This window comes from Bradyrhizobium sp. Leo170 (assembly GCF_004296405.1).
GTDB lineage: Bacteria > Pseudomonadota > Alphaproteobacteria > Rhizobiales > Xanthobacteraceae > Bradyrhizobium.
Genome location: NZ_PSRR01000030.1, coordinates 27,794 through 42,322, shown reverse-complemented (window position 1 = coordinate 42,322; position 14,529 = coordinate 27,794). Strand labels below are relative to the sequence as shown.

13 protein-coding genes are annotated in these 14,529 nt (G+C 59.8%); 4 read left to right on the top strand and 9 right to left on the bottom strand.

The window, feature by feature from the left end:
- The 6 genes from CWO89_RS08415 to CWO89_RS47700 all read right to left on the bottom strand — a co-directional run.
- On the bottom strand, positions 1-905 hold a 905-nt coding region (locus CWO89_RS08415; protein WP_207234432.1), incomplete at its 3' end, for a GMC family oxidoreductase.
- Positions 906-956: 51 nt separating this feature from the next.
- Positions 957-2,423 (bottom strand): sulfatase family protein, encoded by a 1,467-nt coding sequence (locus CWO89_RS08410; protein ID WP_130578160.1) that lies wholly within the window; start codon positions 2,421-2,423, stop codon positions 957-959.
- A 112-nt stretch (positions 2,424-2,535) separates the two neighbouring features.
- Positions 2,536-3,876 carry an MFS transporter gene (locus CWO89_RS08405; protein ID WP_130578159.1) on the bottom strand — a complete coding sequence of 447 codons (1,341 nt, stop codon included), beginning with the start codon at positions 3,874-3,876 and terminating at the stop codon, positions 2,536-2,538.
- 140 nt (positions 3,877-4,016) lie between these two features.
- Positions 4,017-5,447, bottom strand: a complete 1,431-nt coding sequence (locus CWO89_RS08400; RefSeq protein WP_130578158.1) for an NAD-dependent succinate-semialdehyde dehydrogenase — start codon at positions 5,445-5,447, stop codon at positions 4,017-4,019.
- A 48-nt stretch (positions 5,448-5,495) separates the two neighbouring features.
- Positions 5,496-6,353 carry a formylglycine-generating enzyme family protein gene (locus CWO89_RS08395; RefSeq protein ID WP_207234434.1) on the bottom strand — a complete coding sequence of 286 codons (858 nt, stop codon included), beginning with the start codon at positions 6,351-6,353 and terminating at the stop codon, positions 5,496-5,498.
- Positions 6,354-6,827: 474 nt separating this feature from the next.
- Positions 6,828-6,980, bottom strand: a complete 153-nt coding sequence (locus CWO89_RS47700; RefSeq protein WP_245475820.1) for a hypothetical protein — start codon at positions 6,978-6,980, stop codon at positions 6,828-6,830.
- On the opposite strand from CWO89_RS47700, the gene CWO89_RS08390 reads away from it, so the two are divergent.
- Positions 6,954-8,558 carry a chloride channel protein gene (locus CWO89_RS08390; RefSeq protein WP_245475819.1) on the top strand — a complete coding sequence of 535 codons (1,605 nt, stop codon included), beginning with the start codon at positions 6,954-6,956 and terminating at the stop codon, positions 8,556-8,558. The genes CWO89_RS47700 and CWO89_RS08390 overlap by 27 nt on opposite strands.
- Positions 8,559-8,567: 9 nt before the next feature.
- Here the strand turns inward: CWO89_RS08390 and CWO89_RS08385 are convergent, their stop codons facing one another.
- Positions 8,568-9,290: a GntR family transcriptional regulator gene (locus tag CWO89_RS08385; protein ID WP_130578156.1), complete on the bottom strand. Its 723-nt coding sequence runs from the start codon at positions 9,288-9,290 to the stop codon at positions 8,568-8,570.
- Between the two features lie 123 nt (positions 9,291-9,413).
- Entirely contained in the window at positions 9,414-10,541 is a 1,128-nt protein-coding gene (locus CWO89_RS08380) for a mandelate racemase/muconate lactonizing enzyme family protein (RefSeq protein WP_130578164.1), read from the bottom strand.
- 155 nt (positions 10,542-10,696) lie between these two features.
- On the opposite strand from CWO89_RS08380, the gene CWO89_RS08375 reads away from it, so the two are divergent.
- From CWO89_RS08375 to CWO89_RS08365, 3 genes are read left to right on the top strand one after another with little or no spacing between them, the layout of a single operon-like run.
- Positions 10,697-11,407 (top strand): ABC transporter permease, encoded by a 711-nt coding sequence (locus CWO89_RS08375; RefSeq protein WP_463699647.1) that lies wholly within the window; start codon positions 10,697-10,699, stop codon positions 11,405-11,407.
- Positions 11,404-12,231 carry an ABC transporter ATP-binding protein gene (locus CWO89_RS08370; protein ID WP_130578154.1) on the top strand — a complete coding sequence of 276 codons (828 nt, stop codon included), beginning with the start codon at positions 11,404-11,406 and terminating at the stop codon, positions 12,229-12,231. The genes CWO89_RS08375 and CWO89_RS08370 overlap by 4 nt, the downstream gene beginning before the upstream one ends.
- Positions 12,232-12,258: 27 nt before the next feature.
- Entirely contained in the window at positions 12,259-13,254 is a 996-nt protein-coding gene (locus tag CWO89_RS08365) for an ABC transporter substrate-binding protein (protein WP_130578153.1), read from the top strand.
- A gap of 61 nt (positions 13,255-13,315) precedes the next feature.
- Here the strand turns inward: CWO89_RS08365 and CWO89_RS08360 are convergent, their stop codons facing one another.
- Positions 13,316-13,852: a ParB N-terminal domain-containing protein gene (locus CWO89_RS08360; protein ID WP_130578152.1), complete on the bottom strand. Its 537-nt coding sequence runs from the start codon at positions 13,850-13,852 to the stop codon at positions 13,316-13,318.
- Positions 13,853-14,529 lie beyond the last annotated feature (677 nt).

Here is a 14,529-nt window from a genome sequence, read left to right as displayed (position 1 = left end):
CGGACTATGGCTCTCGCCTGATAATGATCCTGAAGATTGGCTCCAACTTCCGGCTGATCCACAACAACCGGAATCTTCAACGAACGAAGCAGATCCGCAGGGCCAATACCCGACAATTGAAGAAGATGCGGGGATTGAATTGCCCCGGCGCACAGGATGACCTCGCGGTCGGCATGGGCAACCTCGACGCGGCCGTCGCGGATATATTCGACGCCGGTTGCGACCTGTGCGCGCACGATTATCTTGCTGACGTGAGCATGAGCGACCAGCGTGAGATTCTGCCGCTTCAGGGCAGGATACAGGAAGGCGCTCGCCGAACTGGTTCTCCAGTGAGAGCCAATGCTCAATTGATACCGCCCGACGCCGTAAGTCGTCGCGGCGTTGAAATCAGCATTGAAGGGCAAACCGAATTCAGATCCCGCCGCCAACCAGGAATCACAGGCGACATTCCGGTTGCGCAGATTGGAAACCTCGAACTCGCCGCCCCCTCCGCGATACTCGCTGTCTCCGCCTTCGTAGCGTTCATACCGTTTGAAGAACGGAAGCACCTCCTTGTAGCTCCATCCTGAAGCGCCGAGCTTTGACCAATCGTCAAAATCCTCGTGCTGCCCCCTGATGAAGATCAGTCCGTTGATGGAGGATGAACCGCCGATGACCCGACCGCGCGGCCACACAATGGCTCGCCCTCCCGTTCCCTCGCAAGGCTCCGTATCAAACTGCCGAGAAAAACGCTTGTCGTAGATCGTCCTGTAATAGCCTACCGGGAGCTTCAGCCAAAAGTTCCGGTCGCTGCCGCCGGTCTCGAGGAGGAGGACGCGCCGCGCCGGATCGGCAGATAGCCTGTTTGCAAGAACGCACCCGGCCGAACCGGCACCAACGATGATATAGTCGTATCCAGAGCTCATTAGATTCGAATTTTCCTGCGCGAGAGACGAACCAACGTGGGTGAGACAGACCTAGCCGATCGCCATTGCGGGCTGCGGCTTTTCCCTGTTCTGTTCGCGATTCTCGATCGCACCGCGGATGAGCCAATCCTGGATGTGCTGGACAAACTCGTTCCGGATCTGCACGTGCTGCTTCGAGTCCCAGAGATTCTGCAGCTCGTCCGGGTCCGCTTCCAGATCATAGAGTTCACCGCAGCTCTCGCCCAAATACCAAACGGCTTTCCAGCGCGCATCGCGACGCATGACGATGCACTCCGATCCGCTCTGGATGTGATCCCGATAGAGTTCGGAATAGACGCTGTCGCGGACGGTTGCAGTGCCATCCTCCAGAACGGGCCGCAGCGATACCGCTTCCCAGCCCGCAGGAATGCCCACACCGGCATAGTCGAGAATGGTGGGGGCAATGTCCATCAGTTGGACCAACGAATCCGTCCGGACATCGCGCGTCTTGAGATCTGAACTCCACACGACCAGCGGAACCTTGGTGGCGGTATCGTACATGTTCCATTTCTGGATATGCCCATGATCCCCGAGGTTCTCGCCGTGATCAGAAGTGAAAATCACGATGGCGTTCTTCAGATAGCCCTTCCGCTCGAGCACGCTCATGATATTGCCGACCTGCTCATCGATCAGCGTGACGTTCGCTGCGTAGTAGCGCCGCATCCGGCGGATCGCCTCGGTGCTCGGATCGTTCTTCCACGCAACGCAATCGAAATTCTTGTCGATCATGTTCTGTCGCAGTGCCCGATGCGCCGGCGGTTGGGCAGCCAACTCGGCCGCCGTCGTCCTGGGCATGGGAACGTCGACGTCGTCATACATGTCAATATAGCGCCGCGGCGGGTCGAACGGAGGATGCGGCCCCGGAAAGCCGATCTCGAGGAAGAGCGGCGCGTCCGCCTGCCGCTCCTCAAGCCACCAGCATGCGGTGCGTCCCACGAATGTGTCCGGATGCATCGACTCGTCGTATTCCCAGGGATACGCGCCCAACGCTTCCTTGAAGTACGCCGGATCGCGCTTGTATCTGGCGTAGCGCGTCGGACGGGTCAGCCCCTGCGACCGCAGCGCGATATCCCAGTGATCATAATAGGCCCGCTCCGGTTCATCGAGGAACATCGGCCGGTCCTTGTTTTCCACGACGATACGCTGGTGAAACCCTCCAGGAGCGTCGTAGGGATTCGTATGCATCTTCCCGATATTGGCGCAGTGATATCCGGCCTCGGCCAGCAACCGGACCCAGGTCGGCTCCCACTTGTAGAAATTCATCGTGACGTGATGACTGTGGGGGTACATCCCGGTGAAGAGGCTGGCTCGCGCCGGAACGCACAGCGGCGACGGCGTATAGCAATTTCCGAACGATACCCCCGAGGCGACGAGGCGGTCCAGATTTGGCGTCTTCATCCAATGCGCGCCTAACCCGGCCACAGTGTCATGGCGCTGCTGGTCGGTAATGATGAGAATGATGTTCGGACGATCGACCATCGATCATGCTCCTTGTTGCGGTAACGATCGTCGCTTCCGATCAGGCCGCAGGTGTTCCTGGCCGGAAACGAAACATGCAAAAGCCGGCAACATCCCATTCCGTCCGGCGACGTCAGGATGCCTTGACTGCCGGCAGCAATCGCGCCGGAAAGCCCACGAGCAACACGACAACTCCGAGCGCCGCCAACGCAGCGATCCCATAGAACCCGGCACTGAAGCTCCCCGTGGCATCTTTGATCATGCCCATGAGGTTCGACGCGAAGATGCCGCCCAGAGCTCCGATGCTCGCTACGAGCGCGATGCCTCCCGGCGCCGAGCGGGCACGGAAGTAGCTCGGAGGAATCGTCCAGAAAACGGACCAAAACGCATAATGGCCGGATGCGACAAGGGCGAGCGACACGACCGCGAGAAGGGGATCATGCACGCCGGCCGGCAGCAGCATGAGGCCGACGACTGAAAGCGCCTGTCCGAACGCCGCGTGCCATCGACGCTCCATCTTCTTGTCGGATCGCCAGGCCACAGTCGTCATCATCACCACGCCGGCCACGAACGGAACCGCGTTCAGCAGGCCAAGATACCAGACATTGGCAACCCCGGATCCCCTAAGGATCGACGGACCCCAGAACGCAAACGTATTTGCGACCGCGTACTGGGTGAAGACCGCAAAAGCGAACACGTAGATGCGGGGATCGGCGAGCAGTCCCCCAAACCCATGATGCGTTGCAGCTTGCTTGCCCTGCTCCTCGCGCTCGACGCTCGACGCAAGCGCATCCCTTTCGGGATCGGACAGCCATTTCGCCGCCTTCGGCCGATCGGCAAGGTACCAAAACGCCACGACGCCGACGACGATCGAGGGCAGCCCTTCGAGAAGAAACAACCACTGCCAACTCGCGAGACCAAAGGCGCCTCCGAGATTATCCATGATCAGGCCCGAAATCGGATTACTGATGATCCCCGAGATCGGCAACGCCGCCATGAACAGCGAGGTGATGCGCGCGCGGAGCGTCGAGGGGAACCAGAAGCTGAGGTAAAGGACAACGCCTGGCACGAACCCGGCTTCCGCCGCCCCAAGCAGGAAGCGCCCCAGATAGAAATGCGTCGGCGTCTTGATAAACATCATGGCGACCGACACGATTCCCCAGAGGATCATGATGCGCGCGAGGGTCTTGCGCGCTCCGATCCGGGCGAGGAGAAGATTGCTCGGCACCTCAAACAGCAGGAAACCGGCGAAGAAGAGCGATACGCCAAAACCATATACCGCGTCGGTAAATCCAAGGTCCTTCTGAAAGTGGAGCTTGGCAAAGGCGACATTGGTTCGGTCGATATAGTTCAGGATAAAGCACAGAAAGAGAAATGGGACGATTCTCCATTTCGCCAACTCAATCCCCGACCGCACATAGTCGGCTTCCGCGTTTACAGACGCGCGCGGCGCCACTTCCGCCAGCGAACTCATGAACCCTCCCCTTGTATTGAGAACCGCAGCGCCAATTCATGCGCCCGTTCTTTGTTGTCGTTCTTCCCAGACCTGAACCTTCAATGCCCCTTCTTATTTGATATGTCAATATGTCATCATGCTTATATGATGACTTTGGACTAGTTGGTCCGCGAAACCAGTTTCGAAACGAGATAGCCTTCGAGGGCCTCGCTGCCACCCTCGCTGCCGTAGCCCGAGTCCTTGACGCCGCCGAACGGATTTTCGGGGAGACCAAGACCGTGGTGATTGATCGATATCATTCCACATTCGACGCTGGCGGCGAGCTTATCGGCGACGCTCATCGAGCGGGTATACGCATAGGCCGCAAGGCCGAACGGGAGTCTGTTCGCCTCAGCGACCGCCTCGTCCACGTCATAGAACGGACGCATCACGGCGATCGGGCCGAACGGCTCTTCATTCATCACGCGCACGTCGAGAGAAGCGTTGGCGATGACGGTCGGCTCGAAGAAATATCCGCGATTGCCGAACCGTCCGCCACCGAGGCGAATTTCCGCGCCCTGCTCGCGAGCATCGCTCACCAATTGCTCCATGGCGAGAAGTCGCCGCTCATGCGCGAGTGGCCCCATCGTTGTCTGTGGATCAAGGCCATCGCCGACCCTCACCTGCCTGGCTGTCGCCACGAACTTCTCGATGAACTGATCCATGACGGAAGCCTGGACCAGGAAACGACTGGGGGAAATGCAAACCTGCCCTGCGTTTCGGAACTTGTTCGCCGCAAGGGTCGTCACCGCCCTGTCCAGATCGGCATCCGAGAAAATCAAAGCCGGCGCATGTCCGCCGAGCTCCATCGTGGCCCGTTTCATGTGCTGGCCCGCCAGCGCCGCAAGAGTCTTACCGACCACGGTCGAACCGGTGAACGAGATCTTTCTGATCACTGGATGCGCGATCAGATAGGATGAAATCTCGGCCGGAGATCCAAGCACAAACGACAGCGCATCGGCTGGAACACCGGCATCCAGAAATGCCCTTACCATCTCGGCACAACTGGCTGGCGCCTCCTCTGGACCTTTCAGGATTACCGAGCATCCCGTGGACAGCGCGCTCGCAACCTTGCGTGCCGCCTGGACGATCGGAAAATTCCACGGCGTAAAGGCGGCGACGGGACCAACTGGCTCGCGAACGGCCAGTTGCGCCACGCCAGGCCCGCGAGCCGGTATGACACGGCCATAGACGCGCCGCCCTTCCTCCGCTGCCCAATCGATGAAGTCGGCACCGGCCGCAATCTCGAGCCGAGCCTCGGCGATGGGCTTGCCTTGCTCAATCGTCATGATGCGCGCGATAGTTTCGGCCCGCTCCCGTAACAGGCTTGCCGATTTTCGGAGGATCTGGCCCCGCTCATACGGCGACACTGCGCGCCACTGCTTGAAACCGCGATCTGCCGCCAGCAGGGCTTCGTCCAAATCGGCTTGCGCCGCGACGGGGTGCCTCCCGACTTCCTCTCCCGTGGCGGGATTGAGGATTGGATGCGCGATCCCGCCGCAGGCCTCACGCCACACGCCGGCAACTTGAAGAAGAACGCTTGGATACATCATGCCTTCCTTTGGAGTATCGGGATCGAGCCCGCCGACGAATGCCGATCAAAGATCGTAAGCGACACGAAACCCGATATGGGAGGTGCTCGTGTCGGGTGGATTTCCGGTGCGCGCAGCGATGCGATAGCGGTAGCAGTATGAGCGATGACAGAGAAACGAACCGCCTTTCAGCACGCGCCATCCGTCCCGTAGCGCGGTGGCGTTGGTCATTTGCGCCGCACGTTTGAGCGAAGAAACGCGATAGGCGTTTGCGCACCATTCCCAGACATTGCCGCTGCAATTATAGAGTCCATAGCCGTTGGGCGCGAACGACCGCGCCGGCGCCGTAGAGAAGTAACCGTCCGCAAGGGTATTTCTGGATGGGAAGTCTCCTTGCCAGATGTTGCATGGAAAGTATGACCGGTCGTCGGGCTCCCGGTTGCCCCAGGGAAACAACGCACCTTCAAGGCCGCCACGCGCCGCATGCTCCCACTCAGCCTCGCTGGGAAGACGGCCGCCACTCCACGATGCAAAGTGCTGGGCATCCACATGCGAAACATGAACGACCGGATGATCCAGCCGCTCCGAAATGTTCGAAGCCCCGCCCTCCGGCGCCGCCCAAAACGCACCGTCCACGCGACACCACCAGTCGGCGCCCTGAACGCGCGGATATTGATCGGCTCCGCCAGCAAGATGTTGATAGAAGACGAAGGACCAACCAAGCCGTTCGGCGTCGGTGACATAGCCCCTCTCCCGAACGAACGCGGCGAAGCGTTCGTTCGTAACGGTCACGGCATCGAGGGCAAACGGCTTGAGGGTCAGGCGCCTTCGCGGGGCTTCGCCATCAGCCTCAAAGACAGGGGCGTCCGTCCCCATCTCGGCGCGACCTCCCGGGATAGAGACAGCCTCACTTCGGCGGGGCATGGATCCATTGACGCTTAGCCATCGCTCCTCCAGGGTGGCGCATCCCTGTCGGGAAGATCTTGGCGCGCAGCAGCCGTCCACGCGACCATCATTGCGCACGCTTTCCCCTTGGCCTGGTGCAATCATCGGCTTCGACTCGTCAATGGCGTGGATGGCCGCACTCGCGCGCTGTCGCAACGAGCGCCACGCGGCGCCATTTGTCATCTTGTCTACATGTCATATTACTATTAGGATGACATTCGTCAATCCAGATTTGCCGAATTTCCGGTGCGGAGTTCGAATGCCTCCAGCCCCTGCCCATTGCAGCAACCACCCAAGACCGTCGACCAGGGAGCGCGAATTGGCGCCCCCGAAAGCTCGCCATCGTGAATGTCAGCCCCTCGGCTGCGACGCCGACGCGAGTTTTCAATGACCACTTTGGCAGCACCCGAGGTCGGCGCAAAACAAAGCGCCGCAACTGGCCGTCGTCTTCCGTCAGGCTTGCGCAATTTTGTCCGCAACCGCGAGACCGGTCTGGTTGCGGTCGCCATCGTCGTCGGGCTTCTGAGCGGACTTCTCGTCGTATCCATATCGAAACTGAGCCAGGCTGCGCACGCGCTCTTGTTCGATATCCCGTTCGATGAACATCTCAGTTCGGCAAAGTTCATCTTGTGGCAGCGCGCGTTGCTTGTCCCCATTATCGGCGGCGCCATCCTTGCGCTCATTGCGGTTTTCTTTTCACGCAAACTCAGGGGACAGCAGCTTGCCGATGCGATAGAGGCAAATGCACTCTATGGCGGCCACCTGTCGATGCGCGGCAGTCTGCTGATTTCTATCCAGACACTGCTTTCGAACGGCTTCGGCGGATCGGTGGGGCTGGAAGCGGGATACACCCAAATATGCGCCGCCTTTGGGTCGTTGTTCGGACAGCGGCTCGCGGCACGACGGAGCGATATGCGGCTTCTGGTCGCTTGTGGGGCGGCAGGCGCAATCAGCGCCGCATTTTCCGCGCCGCTGGCCGGCGCTTTCTACGCGTTCGAAGTCATTCTCGGCGCATATACTTCGGCCAGCCTCGTGCCCGTTATCGCGAGCGCAGTTGCTTCATGGCTTGTCGCAAGGCACCTCACCCATCAATCCTTCCTGATGGTTCCCGGTTTTCCCTCTCCGGTTTCAGCTGAGATGGTCGGGCAGACGATGATGATCGGTCTGCTCTGTGCCTTTGCCAGCGTCATCACGATGTTGGCCGTCGCGTTCTCCGAGCGTTGCTTTCAACGCTTGTCCGCTTTCAATGGCTTTCTCAGGCCGATCGCTGGCGGAGCGCTGCTCGGCTCGTTGGCGCTGCTGACGCCTGCGGTACTGGGGGCGGGACATGGTGCGATGCAGATCCAGCTCTTGAGCAATCCAACGTGGACGCTATTGGCCTCGATCATCCTGCTCAAGACGCTGGCGTCCGCAATCTCTCTCGGGTCTGGCTTCCGCGGCGGCTTGTTCTTCGCCTCGCTGTTGCTGGGCGCGCTGATTGGTCAGTTTTACAGCACGCTAATGAGCAGCCTGCTGCCGGCGTTTGCCCTGCAACCGGGAACGGCCGCTATTGCCGCGCTTGCGGCTTTCGGAACGGGAGTGCTCGGCGCACCGATCAGCATGATTTGCCTGGCGCTGGAGATCACCGGCGATTTTTCGGTGACCGTTGGTGCCGTCATTGCCTCCTCTGTCTGCGCGCTGACGGTACGCGAATTGTTCGGCTACAATTTCGCGACGTGGCGCTTTCATCTCCGAGGCGAGGTCATCCGCGGCCCTCAGGACGTTGGCTGGGTCCGGCAATTGAACGCCAGCTCCCTGATGCGAGCCGATTTCGACAGTGCGCCGAGCAGCATGTCAATCGCGGAAGCTCAGAGGATCTTCTCTCCAGTGCAAGTCAGGCAGATCGTGCTGCGCGACGCGAAGGGAACCTATGCCGGCATCGTCTCGTCGGCAGACCTGCACCTGACCGAGGCTGCAGAGGATTCGCCGCTCGGCGCAATCGCCCGGCAAAATGACGAATTCGTGCTGCCCAATACTTCGATTCGCGAGATTCTCAAGACCTTCGAACAAAGCGAGGCCGACGTGCTCGCCGTCGTCGATCGCATCAACCATCGCGCGGCAATTGGAACGGTGAGCGAAGCGCACGTCCTGCGGACCTACGGAGAAGAGCTTGAGCGGCGCAATCAGGAGCTGTTCTCGCGCTAGACGCGCACTTCAAGGCCGCAGATCGATATCAAGCCGGACAAAGTCGCCGCGATAGGTTACTTCGCCCAGATAGATCACACGACGATCGGCACTCGCAAACACACGCCGAACCTCGGCCACAGGTGAGTTCAAGGGAATTCGCAACAGTTTCGCGGCGTCGAGATCGGCCATTCCGATCGTCAGGGTTTGTCGCGCTGTCTCGATCGCAGGAGATTTCAGCTCCTTGAGCAGCGGAATCACCGTCTCGGTTCGGAAGCGGTCCGGACTTCTGCGGAAGAGCTTCTCGTCGAGATATATCGAGATCACGCAGTAAGGCTGCTTGTTGTGTGAATGCACCCGTCGCATGAACACGTAGCGTTCCGCCGGCCGGCCGTCCTCCGGGAGCAACGGTGCATCAGTGTGGCTCTCTGAAATGTTGATGATCTCGGGGGACGTGTCGCGATAGACCTCGGCGAGATCGGCAAGACTCGTCTCGACCTTCAACCAGCGGTCCTGCTTGAGCATACCGGTTACGAAGGTGCCACGGCCTTGCCGTGCCTGGATCACGCCGTCGCGGGCAAGAAGTTCGACCGCTTGTCTGATAGTCACTCGCGAAACACCGAACTCGGCTGCAAGCATCTCGTTTGCCGGCAGGCGCGAGCCTTGCGCCCAGACTCCTCGGGCAATTCGCTGCCGGAAGATATCGGCAATCTGCGCATATTTCGGAATGTGGCTGTCGGAAATCAAATCCATCCTGCCCGCCGCTCCCTGGCCCTCATAGGAAGAACGCGTCGCCGGCCTGCCCGCTCGGCGATAGCCGAAATCGCTTCACGTCCCTTCGGACGAATACGCTGCAGAACGAACCGGCCCGCCGGATCAAGCTGTCCGATACTCTTCGATCCACGAGAGGTCCGGTTCTATTCCCAGGCCCGGCTCCTCACTCAATGTTACGGCGCCGTCCTTCACATCGGCGACCGGCCCGCAAAGCCGGTCGCGCAGCGGATTATCGTTGGAATCGACTTCCAGCATGCCCGCGCCACCGACCCCGGCAAGCAGATGCGCCGACGCCAAGAGGCCAATCCCGCCGCCCAGATAATGCGGACAGAAAATCTTGTCGGCCGCCAGGATGGAGCGCGCGATCTTCGCGCCCACGGTCAATCCGCCCCATTTGGCTATATCGGGCTGCACGACTCGCAGCACGCGATCGTGGAGCGCCTGATCGAACCCCGCAGAACTCGCAATGTTCTCTCCTGCGGCCAACGGCACGCCAGCTTGCTCGCTCAAGGTTTGCCACTCGTGCCATGGTCGGTCGGCGCGGATCGGCTCTTCGAGCCAGGCAAGGCCAAACTCTCCGTAAGAGGGCGCCAGTTCGAGCGCGCGCGCGAGAGACCAGGCCTGATTGGCGTCCGCAGCCAATACACCTGCGCCTACAATGTCGCGAAGCGCAGCAAGGTTGGAACGATCCGTTGCCGGATCAAATCCGACCTTCAGCTTGAGGGCGAGGTGTCCGCGCCGCAGCGCCGCTTCTGCCGTCTGCCGCGAGCCGATCGGATTGATCCCGCTGGCGTAGACTTTAATTCTGTTGCCGGTCCCGCCAAGCATTTTCCACAGCGGCACCTTGCGGCGTCGCGCGTGAAGATCCCAAAGCGCAAGATCGATGCCGGCAATCGCCTGGGCAAAGGGACCTGGTTCGCCCGATTGCAGCGCCAGTACGGCGGTTCCCTCGGTCATCGCCGCAAACAGCTCCGCTGGCTCGCTGACGCCACGACCGTGGATGGCGGGTGCGAGAATCTCGTTGACGAGCCGCGTCCGGTGCTCGGCTCCAGTCGACGGGAAGTTCGACCATACCTCGCCCCAGCCGACGTAACCGTCCTCATCTTCGACACGAACGAACACCGCCGGCCGGTTGAGCATCCGACCGAACGACGTCACGACCGGCGTCGCCAACGGATAGCGGTAGCAGAAGGCCTGGACGTTGCGGACGGTGAATTTCGGCGATGGCATTGGCAGGATCCCGCAGAAATAGCCCTCTTGTATAGTCATCCTATTTATCGTATGATAATATATCAATCAATCACAAACACAGTTGGAAACGCTTGATAAAGGGCAGCACCGCAATACGCTTGTTGTTGGGGTCCATCCCGTGGATCGGCGCAGTCGTGCTTTGGTACGCAGTGCGCTGGAGCGGATTGGTCAACGAAGCGCTGATACCCTCGCCGCACCAGGTTGCGGCCAAGTTCGTTGATCTCCTGCTGCACGACAATCTGCTGCTCGACATCTGGTCGTCGACGCGGCGTGTCTTTCTGGGCGTGATTCTCGGCATCATGGTCGCTGTGCCCGTCGGCTTCCTGCTCGGCTGGTATCGGCCGGCGCGCATCCTCGCCGACCCGATGATCAATTTTTTCCGCGCCTTGCCGCCGATCGCCCTGATCCCGCTCGTGATCGTCTATTTCGGTGTCGACGAGCCGGCAAAGCTCGTCATCCTGTTCTACGCCGCGTTCTTCTCGGGAGTTATCGTGATGTATGAAGGCGTCTCGCAGATCACGCCTCTCTATATCCGCGTCGCGAAGACGCTGGGCGCCGGCGAGATCGAGATATTTCGCAAGGTCATCATCCCTCTGACGGTGCCGCACATCCTCACCGCGTTGCGGGTCGCGCTGGGCGTGGCGTGGGCAACGCTGGTTGCATCCGAGCTTGTCGCCGCGCAGCGCGGACTTGGTGCCATGATCCAGAACGCATCCACCTATTTCCTGCTCGACGTGATCTATGTCGGAATTATCTGCATCGGCTGCATCGCCCTGATCATGGATCTGATCCTGCGCCGGATCAGCGCCAGATTGCTGGTGTGGCAGGAGCGGGCCATCGCATGAACGGCATCGTGAAGCCCGCCAAGCGCGCACAGTTCGATCACGTCTCGCTTGCCTTCGAAACACCGAAAGGCAAGCTCTCGGTCGTCGATGACGTCACCTACAACATTCATGAAGGCGACTTCATTGCGGTGATCGGGCCTTCCGGCTGCGGCAAGACCACCATGATGAGCATGCTGGCCGGCTTTCAGAAGCCGACCACAGGCCGGGTGCTGTTCGACGGCGAGCCGGTCCGGGGACCTGGACCGGAACGCGGCGTGATCTTTCAGGAGTACGGCGTCTTCCCCTGGCTCACCGTCAAGCAGAACATCGCCTTTGGTCTGCAGCTCAAGGCCAATCGCGTCCCGATCGCAGAACGTGACGCGATCTGCGACCACTATATCGATCTCATGGGTCTTGGGGATTTTGCGAACTCCTACCCCAAGCATCTCTCCGGCGGCATGCGACAGCGGCTGGCTATTGCCCGCGCCTATGCGGTGAAGCCGCAATTTCTCCTGATGGACGAGCCGTTCGGGGCTCTCGACGCGCAGACCCGCGCCAACATGCAGAACCTGCTGCTCAAGGTGCTCGCGACCGAGGGCAAGACCGTCATGCTCATCACCCACTCCGTCGAAGAGGCGATTTTCCTCGCCTCTCGGAGAGTCGTGGTGACGGCGCGCCCCGCGCGGATCAAGAAGATCATCGACGTGCCCTTTGCCTATCCGCGCGATGAAACGATTCAGGAAAGGCCGGAGTTCGGTGAGCTGAGGAGCTACATCAGAGAACTCGTGATGAGCGAATACCGGGCGCAGCAGGCGCAAATGCGACCGGTTTCATTTTCGGAATAGATCATAAGATGGCGGGAGGGAAATACTATGGATCGACGGCAATTCCTGACGGCGGCGGCCGGCATCGGGCTCGGCAGCTTTGCGGCGTATGCACCCGCGATCGCGCAGGCAAAAACCAAGATTCGGGTGGGCTATCTGCACACCGTTGCCGTTGACGGACAGATATGGACCGGCATGGATCGGGGCACCTTCGACAAGCAGGGACTCGATCTTGAATTGCGCCAGTTCAACACCGGCCTCGAGATCTTTCAGGCGCTGATCGGCGGCAGTCTTGACGTGCTGGCAACCGGCGCCGTGCTGTCGAACTTCCCGGCGCGCGGGCAAGGCAAGGTTTTCCTGATCAACGATATCGAGGTGGCTACCGCGCAGCTTTGGGTGCGTTCCGACCAGGGCATCAAATCCTTCGCAGACTTGAAGGGAAAACGCATCGCGACGGCAACCGGCACGACCGCGCATGTGTTTCTCGACAAGGCGCTCCGCGCCAACAATGTCGACCCGAAAGAGATAGAACTCATGAATCAGACGATGCCCGCGGCGGTAACGGCGTTCATCTCCGGCGCCGTACCAGCCGTAGCGCTCTGGGTTCCGTTCAATGTGACCGTGCGCGACAAGGTTCCGGGCGCGGTGAAATTGGCGGACGCCTCAGCTTACTATCCGGAGGCTGCCATCATCGGCGGCTGGGCCGCCCGCAACGACTACTACGAACCCAACAAGGAAACGCTTGCCAAGCTCATCAGGGGATGGGCTGAAGCCAACGACCACATCATCGCGAACAGCAAGGAAGCGATGGAAGCACTGCAGAAGAACCACTATAGCCAGACGCCACTCGCCGATATCAACGAATCGTTCAAGGCGCAGAAGATGTTCACGTCGCACGACTGGAAGCGGCTATACTCCGACAACACGATTACAAACTGGCTGCAGCAGTCCACCGATTTCTTCATGGCGAACGCTGGCATCAAGGATTTCACCCCAGCCAACAAATATTTCGACCCGAGCCTCTATCTCAAGACGATTGCCTAGATGGCCATTAGGTTATTGGCTCAAGCCCGCTCGAGGCCGGTGGTCGCGGCGGAGCGGACGATCAATAACGACCGCCATTGCGCTTTTGTTGCGTGAGCCATTCCGACAACGTTCTTGGTGTTGATCCTGAAGTCCTGCGATCTAATTGGCTTCGCGATGCCTTGGGAACGTTCCGGATACCCTTCTCCGAAGGTTTTCGCAAAAGCTCCGCCGATTGCGTCTCCATGACGGCCTCTGAAGCAGCGGCTGATCGCGCGGCAGCCTCCTTTTCGAGGCGCAGTCTTTTCAATCGCGCCATCTTGTCGCGCTCTGCTTCTGCTTCAGCGCTGTCTGACAAAAGCGTCTTTTGATGCACGATCTCAGCCGAGACCAAGACCCCGATGATAGTTCTTTCGCCAAGAGCCTTGCAGGCTTCGAACCGATGCAGTCCCTCGACCAGAACGAACCGGCCTTCGTCGGGCCGAACGAGAATGGGGGCTTGTTGTCCGATTTCTAAAATACTTTCCGCGATTTCTTGAACGAGCTCAGGCTTGACAGCCTTCTTCCTCTTCACGGGAACATAAATCTTGTCGATTGGGAAGCTTTCCGGCTTGGGCATAGCTTCTACTCCTACTGACTGAGCTCGATTTCCGAAGCACCTGGCGGTGGTGGCTGGATTTTAGGGATGAAGCGCTCTACCGCCAAGGCAATTTCCTCGCGTCTCTCACGCGACACTGGTCAGACGACCGAGCCTTTTTGAGTCCAGTTTCCTATCGGCTGAGGAATCAAAACTGGTAATGCTACGATCGAGAAGGCCCTGCTTCTCGTTTAACTAGCCGATCGCATCCTTACGCAATGCGGAATAATTGTTGCAGCCGTCAGTAGAGTCATGGAACCGGACGACCGGGGGTCGAAGAGGCGAAAGAAAACGGATCGCACCATGGATGCGGACATAATGACGCGAGCAGGCAAGGCTAGGCGCGAGACCTCGGCACCATCGTCATCACTACGGTGTTTCCTGACGCGCAAGGAGGCGGCTGCCGAGTTGCGGATATCGCGCTTGCGAAACTCGACCGCGTGGTCGCACGCGGCGATCTCAGAGCCAAGAAACACGGCCACTCGGTGGTGGTGATGAGAAGCGAGATCGCGCGCTACATCGAGCAATAGCCCGACGTGAAACCGCGCGCCGGGTACGCGGTGATTGAGGTTTCAGGCGACTTAAACAGCGAGGTCGAGCGCTTTTCGCGTTTTTGAGGTTCGATTTTCGTCAACGCAATCGATCTGCTCAACGCAATC